General features: G+C 47.1%; 17 protein-coding genes. 5 read left to right on the forward strand and 12 right to left on the reverse strand.

The window, feature by feature from the left end:
- Window positions 1-44: 44 nt before the first annotated feature.
- The 6 genes from BHV73_RS00655 to BHV73_RS00680 all read right to left on the reverse strand — a co-directional run bounded on the left by BHV73_RS00655 (window position 45) and on the right by BHV73_RS00680 (window position 6,789).
- Window positions 45-1,340 carry an MgtC/SapB family protein gene (locus BHV73_RS00655; RefSeq protein WP_286735925.1) on the reverse strand — a complete coding sequence of 432 codons (1,296 nt, stop codon included), beginning with the start codon at window positions 1,338-1,340 and terminating at the stop codon, window positions 45-47.
- A gap of 32 nt (window positions 1,341-1,372) precedes the next feature.
- Entirely contained in the window at window positions 1,373-1,843 is a 471-nt protein-coding gene (locus BHV73_RS00660) for a CYTH domain-containing protein (protein WP_286735926.1), read from the reverse strand.
- A gap of 12 nt (window positions 1,844-1,855) precedes the next feature.
- On the reverse strand, window positions 1,856-1,990 hold the full coding sequence (locus BHV73_RS00665) for a hypothetical protein (RefSeq protein ID WP_009121777.1): 135 nt from the start codon (window positions 1,988-1,990) through the stop codon (window positions 1,856-1,858).
- Between the two features lie 197 nt (window positions 1,991-2,187).
- Window positions 2,188-3,306, reverse strand: a complete 1,119-nt coding sequence (gene prfB, locus BHV73_RS00670; protein WP_009121776.1) for a peptide chain release factor 2 — start codon at window positions 3,304-3,306, stop codon at window positions 2,188-2,190.
- Between the two features lie 99 nt (window positions 3,307-3,405).
- On the reverse strand, window positions 3,406-4,785 hold the full coding sequence (locus tag BHV73_RS00675) for a glycoside hydrolase family protein (RefSeq protein WP_286735928.1): 1,380 nt from the start codon (window positions 4,783-4,785) through the stop codon (window positions 3,406-3,408).
- 198 nt (window positions 4,786-4,983) lie between these two features.
- Window positions 4,984-6,789, reverse strand: coding sequence for an AMP-dependent synthetase/ligase (locus BHV73_RS00680; RefSeq protein ID WP_022218267.1), 1,806 nt, complete (start codon window positions 6,787-6,789; stop codon window positions 4,984-4,986).
- 121 nt (window positions 6,790-6,910) lie between these two features.
- On the opposite strand from BHV73_RS00680, the gene BHV73_RS00685 reads away from it, so the two are divergent.
- Complete coding sequence (locus tag BHV73_RS00685; RefSeq protein ID WP_009120323.1) at window positions 6,911-7,978, forward strand: M20 family metallo-hydrolase; 1,068 nt, start codon at window positions 6,911-6,913, stop codon at window positions 7,976-7,978.
- Window positions 7,979-7,980: 2 nt separating this feature from the next.
- Here BHV73_RS00685 and BHV73_RS00690 read toward each other — a convergent pair whose 3' ends face one another.
- The 4 genes from BHV73_RS00690 to dut are packed head-to-tail and all read right to left on the reverse strand — an operon-like array spanning window position 7,981 to window position 12,088.
- A complete protein-coding gene (locus BHV73_RS00690; protein WP_286735932.1) occupies window positions 7,981-9,279 on the reverse strand; it encodes a murein hydrolase activator EnvC family protein in 1,299 nt (432 codons plus the stop codon).
- The gene (locus tag BHV73_RS00695; RefSeq protein WP_022218270.1) at window positions 9,276-9,854 is read right to left on the reverse strand and encodes a DUF4292 domain-containing protein; all 579 of its coding nucleotides are present in this window, start codon (window positions 9,852-9,854) and stop codon (window positions 9,276-9,278) included. Before BHV73_RS00695 ends, BHV73_RS00690 begins: the two co-directional genes overlap by 4 nt.
- A 35-nt stretch (window positions 9,855-9,889) precedes the next feature.
- A complete protein-coding gene (locus BHV73_RS00700) occupies window positions 9,890-11,644 on the reverse strand; it encodes a tetratricopeptide repeat protein (protein WP_286735935.1) in 1,755 nt (584 codons plus the stop codon).
- A gap of 12 nt (window positions 11,645-11,656) precedes the next feature.
- A complete protein-coding gene (gene dut / locus BHV73_RS00705; protein WP_022218272.1) occupies window positions 11,657-12,088 on the reverse strand; it encodes a dUTP diphosphatase in 432 nt (143 codons plus the stop codon).
- A gap of 126 nt (window positions 12,089-12,214) precedes the next feature.
- On the opposite strand from dut, the gene BHV73_RS00710 reads away from it, so the two are divergent.
- Complete coding sequence (locus tag BHV73_RS00710; RefSeq protein ID WP_286735937.1) at window positions 12,215-13,561, forward strand: deoxyguanosinetriphosphate triphosphohydrolase; 1,347 nt, start codon at window positions 12,215-12,217, stop codon at window positions 13,559-13,561.
- Here the strand turns inward: BHV73_RS00710 and glsB are convergent, their stop codons facing one another.
- Together glsB and glsA are read right to left on the reverse strand one after the other, a co-directional pair.
- Window positions 13,562-14,548: a glycine N(alpha)-acyltransferase GlsB gene (gene glsB, locus BHV73_RS00715; protein ID WP_009120317.1), complete on the reverse strand. Its 987-nt coding sequence runs from the start codon at window positions 14,546-14,548 to the stop codon at window positions 13,562-13,564.
- A gap of 37 nt (window positions 14,549-14,585) precedes the next feature.
- Window positions 14,586-15,404 (reverse strand): lyso-glycine lipid O-acyltransferase GlsA, encoded by an 819-nt coding sequence (gene glsA, locus BHV73_RS00720; RefSeq protein WP_286735939.1) that lies wholly within the window; start codon window positions 15,402-15,404, stop codon window positions 14,586-14,588.
- Between the two features lie 228 nt (window positions 15,405-15,632).
- Here glsA and BHV73_RS00725 point away from each other — a divergent pair, with 228 nt between their 5' ends.
- The 3 genes from BHV73_RS00725 (at window position 15,633) to rsmH (ending at window position 18,127) form a co-directional block, all read left to right on the forward strand.
- Complete coding sequence (locus BHV73_RS00725) at window positions 15,633-16,136, forward strand: RNA polymerase sigma factor (protein ID WP_009120315.1); 504 nt, start codon at window positions 15,633-15,635, stop codon at window positions 16,134-16,136.
- Window positions 16,137-16,700: 564 nt separating this feature from the next.
- Window positions 16,701-17,189, forward strand: coding sequence for a division/cell wall cluster transcriptional repressor MraZ (gene mraZ / locus BHV73_RS00730; RefSeq protein ID WP_286735941.1), 489 nt, complete (start codon window positions 16,701-16,703; stop codon window positions 17,187-17,189).
- A gap of 20 nt (window positions 17,190-17,209) precedes the next feature.
- Window positions 17,210-18,127 carry a 16S rRNA (cytosine(1402)-N(4))-methyltransferase RsmH gene (gene rsmH, locus BHV73_RS00735; RefSeq protein ID WP_009120313.1) on the forward strand — a complete coding sequence of 306 codons (918 nt, stop codon included), beginning with the start codon at window positions 17,210-17,212 and terminating at the stop codon, window positions 18,125-18,127.

The following is an 18,127-nucleotide window of genomic DNA, read 5'->3' on the forward strand; positions in this document are numbered from 1 at the left end:
CCGATTGGAGACGGTGGTATCCACATAGCGAAAAGTCTGTTGATTTACAGGAAGTAAAAGAATAACAGCAGAAGCACATTGGCAACTATGACGCATCCGAAGCCGCCCAATATCCACGAGCGCAACGAACTCTTCTTACCGGAGAAAAAGAGTGCGTAACACATATTGACGGCGATATTACTTACTATCGCCTGCATACTGCAAGCCGTTATCAGCGAAACAGGCACGCTGCCCGTACCTTGCAGAAGATTCAGAATGAACGGGGTGATGTCGCTGAAACCGGAAACAAAGGAGAGTAAGGTCAGTCCGCCCTTACCGGCATATATCAGCGTATAATGGGTAGCTATCGTAAATACCACAAAAAGTACGGCAAAAATAAGCGCTACCTTAAATTCCAGCGGGTTACTGCCGTCCTCGTCTTCATCGGTCACTCCCGATACGGCGGGACGCTTCCACTTGGAATGCAGGAACCAGGCTGCTCCGGCGGAAACAGCGGACATAATCAGCAGATAGGGATAGATAACCGTCAAGGTAGCTACGCTGAATATGCCGATCAGTATCAGGAACCGCAAGAACATCATACTGACCGCCAGCAACATGGCGGCCACATATTCGGGCGCTTCCTGAGGTGACGCCTTACGGCTTTTACGCGCCAGCACGGATATGGTGGCGGTACTGCTGTACAACCCGCCGACGATACCGGATACCAAAATGCCGGATTCACGAAAGACGTATCTCTTCAGCAGATAAGAAAGATAGGAAATACCGGAAACCACTACCGTAGCGAGCCATATACCATAAGGCGTAAGATTGACGTCCGGTATCAGATTTTCGTTGGGCAGCATCGGAAGTATGATACCGCTAATGGCCAGGAACTTGGCGAGCGTAATCATTTCATCGTTCTTCATCCGCTGCGCCAGTTCGGTGAATGTATGTTTCAACTCCGTAAAGAGCAACACGGTCACAATCACCATTACATAAAACCAAGAGGGCTGCGTGGCGACAATAGGCGCAATGCAATACGTGATGAGCGCAATGACAATGGTGGTAACCCCGAACACGTGGAACTGGGCTTGCTTGACGTAATAGTTCAAGGCAAGCAACACTCCCAAGACAGCCCCGCCACCCATAAACAGACGGTAGTCCACCGGATCGAGAATATAGAGGAGATAACCCAGAATGCCGATAAAAGTAAAGGTACGGTCTGTACCGAACAAGGTGGTCTCCCCTTCGCGTTTCAAACTGATACGTCGCAAGGAAAGGCCTATAAGCAAAGAAAATACCGTCACCAAAATAAAAGTGACGAGTTCTTCCGGCAGGTATTGATATAGTTTCTCCATATACGAATTAACAATTACGGGACGCGATTAGTTTACTTCCATTCCTTAAACGGACGCTTCATCAACTGTGAATTGTAATAACGAATATCTCCCGTTACTTCCTGCCCGATAAAGTCCGGCTTCTCAAAAGGCTCGTTCTCCGAGGCCAGCTCCACTTCGGCAATTACCAACCCTTCATTCTCTCCATAGAACTCGTCTACCTCAAAAACATGGTTTCCACTGCGTACCAGATAACGGGTTTTATCAATAATGCCCGGTTCGCACAGTTTCATCAACTCCCCGGCCTCGGCCAAAGGAATCTCTTTCTCCCATTCGTAACGGCTGATTCCGGATGTATCGGATGCCCCCTTGATGGTAAGGTACCCCTGCCCGCCGCGTATACGTACTCTTACCGTCCGTCCGCACGCGCTACTGATATATCCCTGAATGATACGGTTCTGCGCGTATGCTTGCGACTTATACTCTCCTTTTACGAGAAACTTCCGTTCTATCTCCTGCGGCATATTTATCTTTAATTAGCCCAAGAAGGAATAACCGACCAACATGGCAACTACCAATACCAAAGCGGCAACTCCGATAATCAGCAGTACTTTCTTGGCTTGTTGTTCTTCTTTCCGGCTGTGCATTACTTTCTTTTTACTCTTTCCCATGGTGTTTCTTTAGTTTAAAGTTCAACGATAAACAAAGTAAAAGGAAATTCGGGAAGTTTGCAAGCATTTATAAAAGAAAAAAGCGGTAAGTTAACATCATTGATTATATGATGTTAACTTACCGCATATACGATATTAACTTGTTACCCGCAACCCGGTTAACTTGTTCCGGTCAATGATGTTAACCTGCCGAAGGACTAAATGTTGTCTCCGCCCGCAAACTCCATCAGGTAAGCTTTGACGAAACCGTCTATCTTACCGTCCATTACTCCGTTTACATCCGAAGTCTGGAAATTGGTACGGTGGTCTTTCACGCGGCGGTCGTCGAACACGTAGCTGCGGATTTGCGATCCCCACTCGATTTTCTTCTTACCGGCTTCCACCTTTGCCTGTTCCGCCATACGGTGTTGAAGTTCCTTATCGTATAGGATAGAGCGCAACTGACGCATCGCATTCTCGCGATTCTTAGGCTGGTCGCGCGTTTCGGTATTTTCAATCAGGATTTCCTCTTCCTCGCCTGTATAAGGGTCTTTGAACTGATAGCGCAGACGCACGCCGGATTCCACCTTATTTACATTCTGTCCACCGGCACCGCTAGAACGGAAAGTATCCCAAGAGATACGCGCCTGTTCGATATTCACTTCAATCGTATCATCTACCAGCGGAGTAACGAAAACAGACGCGAAAGATGTCATACGCTTACCCTGGGCATTATAGGGAGATACACGCACCAGACGGTGTACACCGTTCTCACCTTTCAGATAGCCGTAAGCATAATCACCCGCTATCTCAATGGTACAAGCCTTGATTCCGGCTTCATCGCCTTCCTGCAAGTTGGCGATGGTCGCCTTATATCCATGAGTTTCGGCATATCGCAGATACATACGCATCAACATGCTTGCCCAATCCTGGCTTTCCGTACCGCCAGCGCCCGAATTGATTTTCAGTACGCAGTCCATCTGGTCGGCTTCCTCACGAAGCATATTCTTGAGTTCAAGAGCTTCTACGGCGGCAGACGCTTTTGCATAGGCTTCATCCACCTCTTCTTCCGTTACCAGCTCATCCTTGTAGAAATCGAATGCAAGTTGCAGTTCGTCCGCCATAACCTTGACTTCATTATAGCCGGAAATCCATTGCTGCAAACCTTTTACTTTCTTCATCTGTGCTTCGGCTGCTTTCTGGTCATCCCAAAACCCCGGAGCCTGGGTGCGTAATTGTTCCTCTTCGACTTGTATTTTCTTTCCTTCAATGTCCAGATAGCGGTTCAACGCTTCGGTACGTTCCTTGATATCTTTCAGTTGTTCAATGGTAATCATATGCTTTCAATTCTATCTTTTCGGAGCGCAAAGATAGTGCAAAAGTCTGAAAAAATCGCATAAATCCGCTGCAATCAATGGAATAAGAGAGAGGGTGGACTATTCCGCCGCTACGTCCCAACCCGAAAGTACATCACCGTAGAAATAGAAAGTAACTTTAAAGACTGTCTCGCTATTCCCATCCGCCACCCGATAGCAACGGGTAGCATCGTAAGATTCCGTTTGCTTATATTCACCCAAAGCCAACGAGGGCAGTTCCTCTGTACCGGACGTTTTGGCTATAATCTGCCGCATACGTTTCTCTATCAACTCCATGACGCCTTTATGGGCAAAAGGATTCGCATCCGCCACATGAGGATAAACAGCTTCAATGATGCCGCCATTAGCTGCACGTACCGCCTTGACGCTGTCTGTATAAGCCTTGAACCGCTTCTTTACTTCAGGAGAACGCAGACCCGCCACCGTAAATACGGCGATACCTTGGGCGCCGCTATTCAAGGCGGTGTCCATACATTCAAACATCTCCGGACCGTCGGTGGCGGTCATACCACAGTACAACACGGTTTTATCATTCTTGTCGCGCGCATTCTCAACGGTACAATCGGAAATGAAGCTGACATCTTCCGTATAGAAAGTATGGTACACCATCGGGAAGACGATATCCAGATTCCATTTACCCCAGTCCTGCCGCACCATGCGTGAAGCCATTTTCGGAGTAGGAAACGGAGATGCCGCCATTGTCTTGCCGTACGAATGTACCACCTCGGCAATCATATTGGCAACTTCCGTTATCCGGTCGCAACGGAACTGCCGCCACTTCACGTCCGACGAAGGGTCTTCCTGCCCACGCGGATCATAACCATATTGTTCCTTGAACTCTTCGAGCATGGCGGGATGGTAACCGTAATCCCACGCGGCATATTCGCGATCCTGTACAATACCGTAATGCGGCCATAACGTGGTAGGAAGCACGACATCCACAAAACGGTTGTAATCAATGGCAATCCCGTTCAGTCCTTCGACTTCACAATACGACTTAATTTTCTCTTTGATAAATTCGCGTACCTCAGGCAACGCAGGACACAGGAATTTATAATAGTCCACGTATGCCGTAGTATCCGCGAGACTTTTTCCGTTACGGTTCACACTGAACCATTCGGGATGTTCCGCCAGAATCTTGTCGCGGTCATGCTCCAAATTCATGGTCCATAGCCATGCATATACTTCAATGCCGTGTTTATGGGCAATAGGAATCGCGATACGATAATCGTCGGGAGTGGGTGCGTTCAGCATTATCCCGTCCATGCCGATGTCATTCATCACTTGGCATACCGAATCAAAATTCATGCAAGGATGATAATCCAGCCATGTCCAGAACATGGGGTATTCCTTAACGGTAACTTCTTTTTCCTGTCGGCATGCATACAGGCCTACTATCAGAAACAGCACTAAGAATGGTGTCAAAAAGTTCTTCATCATATTAAACTAAGATTAAATATAAAATTCGGGAAAACTCCTCTTATATAAAGACAGGTGACAACGCTCCATCCCTAAGAAATCCGGTAAAAGTTTTCGTTAATAAATTCAAAGACGGGATTTTCCAGCCGGACAGAGAGAACATAAAAAAGGCAGAAGAACAATCATCTCCTGCCTGTAATATAATGTATTGACAATCCTTTATTCTTCGTACATCTTGTCAATCAGTTCCTTATAGTTCTTTGACACAACGGAGCGTTTCAACTTCAATGTATTGGTCAATTCTCCCCGTTCCATATTAAACGGTTCGGGCAATAAAGTGAAACGTTTCACTTGCTCGTAATTGGCAAACTGTTGCTGCAACGTATCGATACGGGCACGAAACAAAGCCTGCACTTTAGGATGTTGCAATAAATCGGCCATATCCTTATACTCAAGACCTTTTTCCTTAGCGTAGTTCTTTACCAAACCATACACAGGAACAATCAGGGCGGATACAAACTTGCGCTGATCGGCGATAATGGCAATCTGGTCGATATAACGGTCGATTGCCAGTTTGGTTTCCAAAGCCTGCGGAGAGATATATTTGCCATTGGAAGTCTTGAATAAATCCTTGATACGTTCGGTCAGATACAAATGATCATCTTTCAGATAACCGGCATCACCCGTATGGAACCAACCGTCTTTATCGATGGCTGCCGCAGTGGCTTCCGGTTTCTTATAATAGCCGGTAGTAATCGTCTTACCCCGGAGCAGGATTTCATTATTCTCTCCAATCTTTACTTCAAGATCGGGCATGACGGTTCCGACCGAACCGATTTCATATCCCTTGTCAAGGAAGCAGGAAACGGTAGCGGTAGATTCCGTCAGTCCATAACCCACTACCATATTAATGCCCACCGAATGCACGAATTCGCAGATTTCATCGGACACAGCCGCACCGGCGGTCGGGAAGAAATTACCGTTCTCAATACCGATTGTCTTTTTCAGCAGGGCATAGATAGTCTTTTCGTAGAACTTGTACTTCAGATGAAGCATCAGAGGCGGCGTCTTGCCCACACGCAGGTAATCGATGTTATGCATCTTGCCTACTTTGATGGCGTCCAGCATCATTGCTTTCCGCAATCCGGTTTCCTGCGCAATCTTTTCCTGTACGCCCGCATAAACCTTCTCCCAGAAACGGGGAACGCTGCACATCAATGTAGGACGCACTTCCTTGATAGTAGTCTGAATATCCGCCGGACGAAGATTGATACAAACCTGTACCCCTCTATGAATACAGAGATAAGTCCAGGCTTTCTCAAACACATGCGTCAGCGGAAGGAAGTTCATGGATACATCCTTATCCGTCATGGCGGTCAAACGAATATCATGGATACGGATAGCCTCCCTGTAATTGAAGTGGTGTAACATCACACCTTTCGGCTCTCCGGTAGTACCGGATGTATAAAGGATATTCGCGAGGTCGTCATCCGATGCGCGGGCGCTACGCTCTTCCACAACATCATTGTGGGGAAGCCCCTCACCCAATGCAAGAAAATCATCGTAGTAAATGGATGTCTTATCGCGGGGATCGAGCACCACGCTACGGTCGAAGATAATAAGTTTCTGCAAAGAATGGCAAAAACCGAATGCGCTGAAAGCGGCATCGTACTGAAACTGCTCGCCTACGAAAAGGAAACGTATCTGAGCGTCATTAATAATATACTGCGCCTGAGCCGAAGAACTGGTAGCATACAACGGTATGGTCACCAGACGATTGGCAAAAGCCGCAAAATCAGTAAATAAACATTCCGGTTTATTTTGTGAGAAGATACCGATATTTCTCTGTTCCTCTACACCCAAAGCCACCAACGCATTGGCTGCCTGACGTACCGTTTGAGAGAATTTATTCCAAGTGATGGGTATCCATTGTGATGTTTCATAGTCCCTGTATTTAAGGGCTACTTTGTCTCCATACTTCTCTGCCTGACGATGTACCATGACAGACAAATGATGATAAGTCATATTTTTAATAAATTGGTAAATATGGGCGCAAAGGTATTAGTTTTATTTGAAACTATCTCCCTTTTTCGGGATTTATCCGTAAGTTTGCAGAGTAATAACGAATATATAACTAATCTTGACGATGACAACCGACATACAGACTTTAGTTTCCGAAGCAACCGGACTGCTTAAATCATTGATAGCTATCCCCTCATTAAGCCGCGAAGAAGAACAGGCCGCGGACTTTTTACAGAACTATATCGAAATGCAGGGAATGACAACCGGAAGAAAAGGTAACAATATATGGTGCCTCGGCCCGATGTTCGATTTGAATAAACCGACGCTGCTGCTCAACTCTCATATCGATACGGTGAAACCCGTAAACGGATGGCGGAAAGCTCCGTTCAGCCCGTCGGAAGAAAACGGAAAGATTTACGGTTTAGGAAGTAATGATGCCGGAGCAAGCGTAGTCAGCCTGTTGCAGGTGTTCCTGCAACTTTGCCGGACTACGCAGGCATACAACCTGATTTATCTGGCTTCCTGCGAAGAAGAAGTATCGGGCAAGAACGGCATAGAGTCCGTATTGCCGGAACTGCCTCCCATACAATTCGCCATTGTGGGCGAGCCTACGGAGATGCAACCCGCCATCGCCGAAAAAGGATTAATGGTACTGGACATCACCGCTTACGGCAAATCGGGGCATGCCGCCCGAAACGAAGGCGATAACGCCATATATAAAGTATTAAACGATATCGCCTGGTTCCGCGACTACCGTTTCCCGAAAGAATCGTCTTTATTGGGGCCGGTAAAGATGAGTGTAACCATGGTAAATGCGGGAACCCAGCATAATGTCATACCCGACCGCTGTACATTTGCGGTCGACATCCGCAGCAATGAATGCTATACCAACCGGGAACTTTTCGACGAGATACAGAAGCATATCGGTTGTGAAGCCAAAGCCCGGTCTTTCCGTTTGAGTTCTTCGCATGTTTCTCCCGAGCATCCGCTGGTAAAAAAGGCTGTTGCGATGGGCAGAACGCCATTCGGTTCCCCTACTCTTTCAGACCAGGCGCTGATGTCCTTCCCGTCCATGAAAATGGGACCGGGCAAGAGCAGCCGTTCCCATACGGCAGATGAGTTTATCTTCATCAAAGAGATTGAGGAAGCCATTACACTCTATCTGGATTTGCTGGACGGGGCGACAATATAAGGCTACCTGTTCAGCCAAGGTTCGGGATTCAGTTTCTCCTTTTCACGGCGTAGCTGGAAGTGAAGTACCGTACGTCCGCCGTCAGCTCCATCCGAGAATACCTGACCGATAGCTTGCTTGGTAGTAACCGTGTCACCTTGTTTAACGGAAGCGGAAGACAGGTTGCAGTACACTGAAATATATGCTCCGTGGCGGATAAGGATATTAAACAGCCCGTTCAGTTTGAATACGGCCGCCACCTTACCGTTAAAGATGGCGCGAGCCTGCGCTCCCGGTTTTCCCTGAATGTCGATGCCTTTATTATCCAACTTGACATTGCGCAGTCCTTCCACCGCATATTGCCCGTAACGACTGGTTATGATATAAGCTCCGCTGATAGGCATAGGCAACTTGCCCCGATTATTGGCAAAGTCGCCGGATAGCTCACGGTCGGCCTTACTCATGGTATAAGTTTCCAGAGGAGCAGCTTTGTTTTTGGAAGCAGACGCCGCCGACTTATCCGTTTTCGCCCCTTCTTTCTTGCGGGCAGCCGCTTCGCGGCGCGCTTCTTCGGCGGCGCGTTTGCGGGCTTTCTCTATTTCTTCGGCAATCAGGCGGTCGATACGCGCATTGAGTTGATTGGCCTCGCGGCGCTTCCTGGCAATCTCGTTCTGCAATCCGCGTTGTTTCTTCTGCAAGCTGGTTACAAGGGTACGCTTTTCTTTCTCCTGCGCTTCCAGTTTTACTTTCTCGGCCTCACGCTCTTTCAGCAAATCGGCTTTGGCGGTCCGCACCTGCCTGAGTTCCGCCTTTTTCTTATTGACTTGTTCCTGCTTTTTCAGCACTTCTTCACCTTGCAGACGCTGGTAAGTGGCATACTCACGCACATAGCGCAAGCGGCGATAGGTCTGCGCCAAACTCCGGGCAGAGAAAATAAACATCAGTTTCTCCTCGATGGAACGGTTCTTATAAAGGTATTGAACGGATGACTCGTATTTCTTCTTCTTATCCTTTAAGTCACGCTGCAATTTTCCTAACTGGCGTTCCAACGACGATAACTCACGGTCTATCGCCTCCACATCCTTGTTTATAGTAAGGATATAGCGTTTGCGCTCCTCTATCTGGCCTGTCAAAGCGGCAAGTCCGTTCAGCTGGCTGCTTACGGTTTTCTTTGTGGTTTTCAGAAGTGTTTCCGATTCGGTAATCTGCTTTTGCAAAGCGCCGCGCTTGCTTTCCAATTCCTTTATCAGCCTGTTAGACTGTGCGAGGAGCGGAAAAGCCATACAGAAACAACTTATAAAAATACAAAGCAAACGTCTCATAAACTCATCAGCATTTCTAATATTTCATTTAACTCTACCTGCGTATACTTTGAAGACAATTCGGTAGGCGTCAGAGAAAACGAATCATTGGAAAAGTTGGACAACTCGACTTTGCCTTTCTCCAAGGAGGGAATACCCAGTTCCTTTCCCGACAAATCTTTCTTGCCGTCGGGTTTGGAAGCGTCGAACAGAATCTTTTCCAAATGGGCAAAGTCGGCTTTCTTCGGCAACACATCCTTCAATTCCTTACGGGTAGCACGCACATAACGTTTGCCCATACGGTCTACCAGCAATATCTCTTCGGGCGTCACTTCCATGCGCGCCACCTCTGTACGTATGATGGGCATCAGGAAAGAGAGCTGCATCCGTTCGCCGCTTATCAACTTCATCGTGCCGTTTACGGTGAAAACCGCATCTTTGGTAGGAACCGTCAACTTCACCTTAGACGACAGATAGCGGGCGCTTTCGGGTAATTTGGACGTCTCCGCCTTACGAGAGGTTTTACAACCCGCCAGACAGCAGAGGAGAAAGAGCATGAAGAGCAGCGTCTTACTATTGAATTTCGTTTGTTTCATCGCCTTATTACTTTTATCATTTACACTTTACCGCCTTACTTATCGCTGATATACTTCTTCTTCTGAATCTTCTGTTTCAGCGTTTTGGACTTACTGCCTATCTTCAATGCCTGTTTCCAGTATTCCAAGGCCTTGTCCGCGTCACCTGTCATATAGTAGATATCACCGCAGTGTTCCACGATAACATCGCTTTTGCCGCCATCATTCTTCATGGCATCGTCTATATACAAACGGGCTTCGGCATAGTTGCCTTTCTCAAACAGAATCCAGGCGTAAGTATCTAAGTAAGTGGCATTATCAGGTTCCGCCTTTACCGTCTTATAACTCATCTCCTCGGCTTTATCCAGATTACGACGCTCGACAGACAGGTAATAAGCGTAATTATTCAAGGCTCCGATATTGGAAGAATTATACACCAGCGCCGAATCATAAGCGGCATAGGCTTCCGTATTCAAATCTTTCGTATGATAAGCATCTCCCAAAATGGAATAGAAATCCGAAACGACCTCTTTCTTACTGTCCGCCGTGATTTGCGTCAACGCTTTTTGGCAGATGGAAATCACATCATCTGTCCGTTCCGCCTGATTATACGCAATAGCCAGATAGAAATAGAATTCCAGCATTTCAGGATTGGTTTCAACACCGGCTTCGCATAAATCAATCACATCCTTGTAATCCTCTTTGCGTACCGCCTCACCCAGCAGCATCATACGCGCGGCCGTATTGGTAGGGTCGATTGTCAATACCTGACGCAATACCGGAAAGGCTTCTTTGTTCATTCCTTTAGACAAAAGATACTGGGCGTAAAGCATCGGTATCCCGGCATCGTCCGGTTCCTGTTCCAGAATACGGTCGAAAAGGTTGATAACCCGCGTACTGTCCTTGCCGTCCTGCTCATTCTGCACTACGAACTGACGCATTACGTTCAGTTTTGTTTCCGAAGGAACTTTCTTGTTGAGCAATAAAGTATCCAACTGCCGCTGGTAGAGGTCTTTCTGACCGGTCGCCTCATAATAGGACGCCAACGAATACATCGCCATAGCATTATCCGGCTCGGCATCCAGCACCTTGCGGTACACGCTATATGCTTCTTCCTTCTTTCCGTTCTGCATATACACGTCTCCCAACACAACCTGATAACGGGAATCCATCGGATACTCCGCAACCAGACTCTCTATCTCATGGAAAGCATTCTTGTTATCTTTCATTTGCAGGTAAATACGGAACTTCTCCATACTCAACTGCTCGCTTTTGCCCATCTTCCCCTCAATCCGGTTCAAGGTGGCAATCACTTTATCGTACTTCTCCTGCCGGTTATAAATATCCAGCAAGGCATAAAGCGGATCCAGCTTGTCAGTGAAACGCACAGACATATCTTCCAGCAGCTTCATGGCCTTCTCCTTCTCGTCCTGTTGCTGATAAAGATTCGCCAGTCCCTGGCTGTACCAATAATTATCCGGATCATTCTCCACGGCTTTCTCCAATGCGGCCTGCCCCTGAGGCGCTTGTTTCAAGTACAAATAATACTGAGCCAGTTCATATAAAGCCGACGAAGCATTCGGATTGATAGTCAGGCAATGCTGCAACAAATCAAAGGCCGCGTCATAGTCTTTCTGAACCTTCAGGCGGGCTGCCTCCAAAAAGAAGTAATCGTACTTACGCTGCTGTTCCGGAGTGAGCACAACAGCCTCTGCCGGCCGTACCTTCATCTTCTGCCGGGAAGTACCGCAGGAAACAAACAGCACACAGGCCAATAAGCATCCGATTATTTGAATATTCTTATTTCTCATTCAAGCATCTTGTTATACGCCCGTATGTCCGAAGCCACCGGCACCGCGTTCCGTTTCATCCAACACATCCACTTCCTGCCATACGGCCTGCTCATGGCGGGCAATCACCATTTGGGCGATTCGTTCTCCATCCTCAATCATAAATGTTTCCGAAGAAAGGTTCACGAGGATGATACAGATTTCACCGCGATAGTCGGCATCGATAGTACCCGGAGAGTTCAATACCGAAATACCTTTCTTGATAGCCAAACCGCTGCGGGGACGGATTTGCGCCTCAAAACCTGCCGGCAAAGCGATGTACAGCCCCGTAGGCACCAGGCAACGCTGCAATGGCTCCAAAGCCATCGGTTCGGAAAGATTGGCACGGATGTCCATTCCGGCGGACAATTCGGTAGCATACGCAGGCAACGGATGTTTCGACTTATTTATAATTCGGACGGTCATACTATTATTTGCCATTTTAATGAAGTTACGATTGAGATTACTTTAATTCACTATTTAACGGGCAAAATTACGGATTTTGAAGCAAATAGTCATACATTTGCAGTTAAATAATAAGAAAGTAATAACATGATGGACTGGAATACCCTCATATCCGCCAAACGATTCGGTTTGGAAGAGTTTCATAAAGAGCGTCACGAGAACCGTTCTGAATTTCAGCGGGATTACGACCGCCTCATCTTCTCCGCGCCCTTCCGGAGGTTACAGAACAAGACACAAGTGTTCCCCTTGCCCGGCAGCATATTCGTGCACAACCGCCTGACACACAGTCTGGAAGTTTCCTGTGTAGGCCGTTCGCTGGGCAATGACGTAGCCAAAGCCATCCTTGCCCGCCGCCCCGAATTGCAAAACTCTTATCTGCCGGAAATCGGTTCCATTGTTTCCGCCGCGTGCCTGGCCCACGATTTGGGTAATCCGCCATTCGGACATTCCGGCGAACGCGCCATCTCCACGTTCTTTTCGGAAGGAAAGGGATTGGCATTGAAAGGGAAGCAGCCCGACGGGGAGCAACTCACCCCGACGCAATGGGAAGACCTGACACACTTTGAAGGAAACGCGAACGCCTTCCGTCTGCTTACCCACCGGTTTGAAGGACGCCGCAAAGGCGGCTTCGTCCTGACCTATTCCACCCTTGCCAGCATTGTAAAATACCCCTTTTCATCGAGTTTGGCAGGACAAAAGTCCAAATTCGGGTTCTTCACCACCGAGGAAGAAAGCTTCCGACGGATAGCCGAAGAACTGGGCATGAAAAAGCTTAATGACTCGCCTCTGAAATATGCACGCCACCCGCTTGTTTATCTGGTAGAAGCCGCAGATGACATCTGCTATCAGATGATGGATATCGAAGACGCTCACAAGCTGAAGATTCTCACCACGCAAGAAACGCAGGATTTACTTTTATCCTACTTCCCCGACGAGCGTAGAGCGCATATACTCGATACTTTCAAGATTGTGAGCGACACCAACGAGCAGATTGCCTATCTGCGCTCTTCCGTTATCGGACTGCTTATCGGAGAATGCACCAAAGCGTTCCTCGACAATGAAGCGCGGATTTTAGAGGGAGAATTCGAGGGCAGCCTCATCAAACATATTACCGAACGGCCTGCCGCAGCCTACAAACATTGCGCAGAGGTGTCTTTCCGGAAGATATACCGTTCGCGTGATGTATTGGATATAGAACTTGCCGGTTTCCGCATCATCAGCACTTTGCTCGAGCTGATGATTGATGCGGTATGTTCACCGGAAAAAGCATACTCGCAGTTGCTCATCAACCGGGTGTCCGGTCAATACAATATGAAAGCGACCGCGCTGTATGAAAGAATACAGGCCGTACTGGACTACATCTCTGGCATGACGGACGTCTTTGCCCTCGACCTCTACCGGAAAATCAACGGAAACAGCCTGCCTGCGGTATAACTATCTGCTTGGGAAGAATATCTTATTCGCTCCGGAAGTCAGATTACACGATTCCGGCTCGTTTTCGATGAATGACTGGATATGGCGAATACGCTTTTCCGCCAGGATTTCATCGACAGCGATTAAGATACCTGTCTCTTCCACATCACCGAAACCGTAATTAATAGCCGTACCGAACATACGCATTGTCGGGCTAAGGCTCATATACGCATTTACCAACGGCGGAATATTGTATCCCAGTTTACGGATTTCACCATTTAAAATCTTATAGTCTTCTTTAAATGTATCCTTACAGAATAAAGTAGCCAACTCATTCTCGTCAGATTCCAATTGCAGCGGTTTCATCGGAGTAATCAAGCTGTCTTTATCGGCGAAATGCTTCTTCAGGAAATAAAGAATCATGTCACGTCCCTTACGGATATAACTGGGGTACATAGTCACCTTTCCGAAGAAATACTTCACGTTGGGCATAACCACTGTCAGCGCGCCCAAACCGTCCCACAGATTATCCAGCGCAAACAGGCCTTTACTGTCGCGGCGGGTAGACTGATATTCGAGCGTCACGAACGAACGTCCGAGCTCAATGGTAGTGGGAAGATATTCATTCAGGAACTTCTCGGAGAAGTTAAACATGTGCGCAGTAGCCAGAATCGGCGCGCCGTGCTCGTCGAAACGTACGTCCGTACCGAGAATATAGCGATAACCGCCTAATATTTCTTCCGCTTCCGGATTCCAGACAATCAATTGTTTATAAGGATTATCCATCAAGTCATATTCGTCGAGGTCCATGGACATCCCTGTTCCGCCACCGGCAGCACGAAATGCTATCTCACGCAGACGTCCGATTTCCTTCATCGTATTAGGTGAATCCTGAGCGGTAACAATGTATATCTGATTATTACTCTTATTCGTCATGCGCAAGCGTTTGTCTTCGGTCAACTCCGCCTTCAGCAATTCTTTGCTTATCGGTGCAATAATATCTTCCATCTTCCGAGCTTCTATTTTTTAATATTCAATATTCAACTTATAATTTATACACGATATCCTTCACATACTGCGCCCACTGCGCAGGTGTTTTCGTCTTATCGAATGTTTGCCAGGGAATAGGCTTGCCTATCGTAATGGTAAATGTCTTATGGCGGTTCTTCAACATCTCGTCCGCCAGATACAGCATAGCGATATTGAACTTGATGCCCGACAGTTTGCAGAGATTGGCCAGATTATAAAAGAAATTGGAGTTACGGCCTTCAAAATGAATGGGCACTACATCGCGGTGCGACTCAACGCTCTTCACAATAAACGTCTTTTTCCAATCCAAGTCGCGGATAACTCCATTCCGGCGCCGCGAGCAAAGCCCGGCAGGAAACATAATGAGTTGGTCGTCCGACGCAAATCCGGCCTCTACCATTTTCGGAAAGTCCTTAGCCTGTTTGCCGGTCTTGTTAATAGGTATGCAGAGAGGAGCTAATCCACGCAGGTTCATGAGCAGGTCATTCACCATATATTTCACCTTTCCATCGTAAAAAGTACCGAGTACGTAGCCTAACGCCACCCCGTCCTGTCCGCCCAAAGGGTGATTGGAAACAAAGGTATAAAGTCCGTCTTTCGATAAGTTCTCCTCGCCCTTCACTATCAGTTTGGCATCCAGAAAGTCCAAACAGGCCTGCAGGAACTCCACCCCCACTTTATCTTTCGACTCTCTCAGAAAAACATTCAATTCATCTTGATGAACGATGCGCTTCAAATAAGACACGACAAACTTAGGGATATACTTCACATGCTTCGGAGCTTTCTCCCGAAGAATCTTATCAATGTCAATCAAAAATAAAGAGTCGTCAGCCATTCTTTTTATGATGAAATGATTGCGCAAAATTAACGCATCTTTTTAATTAAATGCAAATAATCGATAGAAAACTACACCCAAAATCTATCAAATAGCACCTAAAATCTATCAATTGATAGTTTTTACCCCAAAGATTGCTTAAAAACCACCCGACACAAAGCCGAAACTTTCGTAAACTTGCAATGCTGAAAGGCTAAACGAACAAGTAACCATTTAACAAAGCACATTATGAATAGTATTACATTTAAAAAAGATCTGCTCGGAGTTCAAAACGATTTATTACGCTTCGCGTACAAGCTCACCTCCGACCGTGAAGAAGCAAACGACCTTCTTCAAGAAACATCTCTCAAAGCTTTGGATAATGAAGATAAATACATGCCCGATACTAATTTCAAAGGTTGGATATATACGATCATGCGTAACATCTTTATTAACAATTATCGTAAGGTTGTACGCGACCAGACATTTGTAGACCAGACAGATAATCTTTATCATCTGAACCTGCCGCGCGATACCGCTTTTGAGAGTACGGAAAGCGCATACGACCTGAAAGAGATGCACCGCATCGTCAACGCATTGCCACGCGAATACAAAGTTCCGTTCTCCATGCATGTTTCCGGTTTTAAATACCGCGAGATAGCCGAAAAGCTGGGACTTCCGTTAGGAACCGTAAAGAGCCGTATATTCTTCACCCGCCAGAAATTACAACAAGACCTGAAAGATTTTGTTTAATCAATATCCCATATAAAATCATCCCATGAGATAAATGTATTTGTCTCATGGGATGAATCTTTTTGTCCCGTAAGATGATTTTATCCGTCTTACGGGACAAAATCATTCGTACAGGGAGACGATTATAAGCCCCTCACAAAATCACAGGGTTCACCCGCCAAGCGCCGTCAACAGGAAGCCGTGAAAGGTGAAGGGGATATAAGCGAACATTGTTTTATCCGAAACACACTATCCGTCCGGGATAAACGCACCATGTATTTCCACTAAACAGATAATGCGTTTCCGGCCGACAGACCATGCGTTTCCCCGGAGGATATTTTACTTTCCTACGAGGATAAATTCATTTGATACGCCTTTCATCACACATCCGTCCCGCCTGCCGGAGCAACCCGTCCACCCGCACCAATCCCCCACCAATCAAGCGACGCAACACTCTGTTCATTTTCAACAGAATAAGTAATCAACATGCTGTTGAAAACTTCTAAGTAAGATTTTAGTTAAAACATTGTGGGGAATTGTGGGGAAATGTGTATTTTTACCGTCGCTTATTATAATAAGGTGAAAATGATACGCTTTTTAGGCAATATTGAAGCAAAAACGGATACAAAGGGACGCGTATTCATCCCTGCCGGTTTTCGGAAACAGTTGCAGACTGCTTCCGAAGAGAGACTCGTATTGCGTAAAGACGTGTTTCAGGAGTGCCTGATACTCTATCCCGAAAGCGTCTGGTTCAAAACGCAAACCCAACTTCGGCGGCGGCTGAACAAGTGGAACGCCAAACACCAACAAATTTTCCGGCAGTTTGTAAGCGATGCGGAAATCATGGTTCCCGACGGGAACGGACGTATCCTGTTGCCTAAGCGCTACTTGCAAATGGCGGGCATACAAAGCGATGTACGTTTTATCGGCGTGGACAACACCATCGAAATCTGGGCGAAAGAAAAGGCGGAACAACCTTTTATGAATCCGGAAGAATTCAGCGAGGCATTGCAAGATATTCTGGGAGACGAGAATTGGGAAGAAACAGAGGCAAGCGATGAGACAGCAGAGTAGTAAACGATTCTAACTAAAAAATGAAGGAAGAAACAACATATCATATTCCGGTACTTTTGATGCCAAGCGTCGACGGGATGAACATCCGCCCGGACGGAACGTATGTAGACGTGACATTCGGCGGCGGCGGTCATTCCCGCGAGATAGTGTCACGCTTGGGCGAGGGTGGCAGATTGCTGGGATTCGACCAAGATGAGGATGCGGAACAAAACATCGTAAACGACCCGCACTTCACATTTGTACGCAGCAATTTCCGTTATCTGCATAACTTCCTGCGTTATCATGGTATCGGGCAAGTGGACGCCGTACTCGCCGACCTCGGCGTGTCGTCACATCATTTCGACGATAGCGAGCGGGGATTCTCTTTCCGCTTTGACGGCGCACTCGATATGCGGATGAACAAGCGCGCCGGGCTCACTGCCGCCGACATCGTAAATACATACGACGAAGAGCGTCTGGCCGACATTTTCTATTTGTATGGGGAACTGAAGAACAGCCGCAAGCTGGCATCCGTTATCGTCAAGGCGCGCGCTACCCGAAAGATTGGCACCATCGGAGAGTTCCTGGATATTATCAAACCGCTCTTCGGACGCGAAAGAGAAAAGAAAGAACTTGCAAAAGTGTTTCAGGCGTTGCGCATCGAAGTCAATCAGGAAATGGAAGCGTTGAAGGAGATGTTATATGCAGCAACGGAAGCATTAAAGCCCGGCGGACGACTGGTAGTAATCACCTACCATTCGCTGGAAGACCGCATGGTGAAAAACATCATGAAGACCGGCAATATAGAGGGCAAGGCGGAAAAAGACTTCTTCGGAAACGTACAAACGCCTTTCCGTTTGGTAAACAACAAAGTGATTATTCCGGATGACGACGAGATTGAGCGTAACCCGCGTTCGCGAAGCGCCAAACTGAGAATCGCGGAGAAAATCATAAAGTGA

The sequence above is a fragment of the Bacteroides sp. 44_46 genome, from assembly GCF_001915465.1.
In the GTDB taxonomy this organism is placed as follows: domain Bacteria; phylum Bacteroidota; class Bacteroidia; order Bacteroidales; family Bacteroidaceae; genus Bacteroides; species Bacteroides clarus.

Excerpts from the sequence above, each read along its gene's own strand:
- BHV73_RS00655 (WP_286735925.1), bottom strand. The coding sequence starts at position 1,340 with ATGGAGAAACTATATCAATACCTGCCGGAAGAACTCGTCACTTTTATT.
- BHV73_RS00660 (WP_286735926.1), bottom strand. The coding sequence starts at position 1,843 with ATGCCGCAGGAGATAGAACGGAAGTTTCTCGTAAAAGGAGAGTATAAG.
- BHV73_RS00665 (WP_009121777.1), bottom strand. The coding sequence starts at position 1,990 with ATGGGAAAGAGTAAAAAGAAAGTAATGCACAGCCGGAAAGAAGAACAA.
- prfB (WP_009121776.1), bottom strand. The coding sequence starts at position 3,306 with ATGATTACCATTGAACAACTGAAAGATATCAAGGAACGTACCGAAGCG.
- BHV73_RS00675 (WP_286735928.1), bottom strand. The coding sequence starts at position 4,785 with ATGATGAAGAACTTTTTGACACCATTCTTAGTGCTGTTTCTGATAGTA.
- BHV73_RS00680 (WP_022218267.1), bottom strand. The coding sequence starts at position 6,789 with ATGACTTATCATCATTTGTCTGTCATGGTACATCGTCAGGCAGAGAAG.
- BHV73_RS00685 (WP_009120323.1), top strand. The coding sequence starts at position 6,911 with ATGACAACCGACATACAGACTTTAGTTTCCGAAGCAACCGGACTGCTT.
- BHV73_RS00690 (WP_286735932.1), bottom strand. The coding sequence starts at position 9,279 with ATGAGACGTTTGCTTTGTATTTTTATAAGTTGTTTCTGTATGGCTTTT.
- BHV73_RS00695 (WP_022218270.1), bottom strand. The coding sequence starts at position 9,854 with ATGAAACAAACGAAATTCAATAGTAAGACGCTGCTCTTCATGCTCTTT.
- BHV73_RS00700 (WP_286735935.1), bottom strand. The coding sequence starts at position 11,644 with ATGAGAAATAAGAATATTCAAATAATCGGATGCTTATTGGCCTGTGTG.
- dut (WP_022218272.1), bottom strand. The coding sequence starts at position 12,088 with ATGACCGTCCGAATTATAAATAAGTCGAAACATCCGTTGCCTGCGTAT.
- BHV73_RS00710 (WP_286735937.1), top strand. The coding sequence starts at position 12,215 with ATGATGGACTGGAATACCCTCATATCCGCCAAACGATTCGGTTTGGAA.
- glsB (WP_009120317.1), bottom strand. The coding sequence starts at position 14,548 with ATGGAAGATATTATTGCACCGATAAGCAAAGAATTGCTGAAGGCGGAG.
- glsA (WP_286735939.1), bottom strand. The coding sequence starts at position 15,404 with ATGGCTGACGACTCTTTATTTTTGATTGACATTGATAAGATTCTTCGG.
- BHV73_RS00725 (WP_009120315.1), top strand. The coding sequence starts at position 15,633 with ATGAATAGTATTACATTTAAAAAAGATCTGCTCGGAGTTCAAAACGAT.
- mraZ (WP_286735941.1), top strand. The coding sequence starts at position 16,701 with ATGATACGCTTTTTAGGCAATATTGAAGCAAAAACGGATACAAAGGGA.
- rsmH (WP_009120313.1), top strand. The coding sequence starts at position 17,210 with ATGAAGGAAGAAACAACATATCATATTCCGGTACTTTTGATGCCAAGC.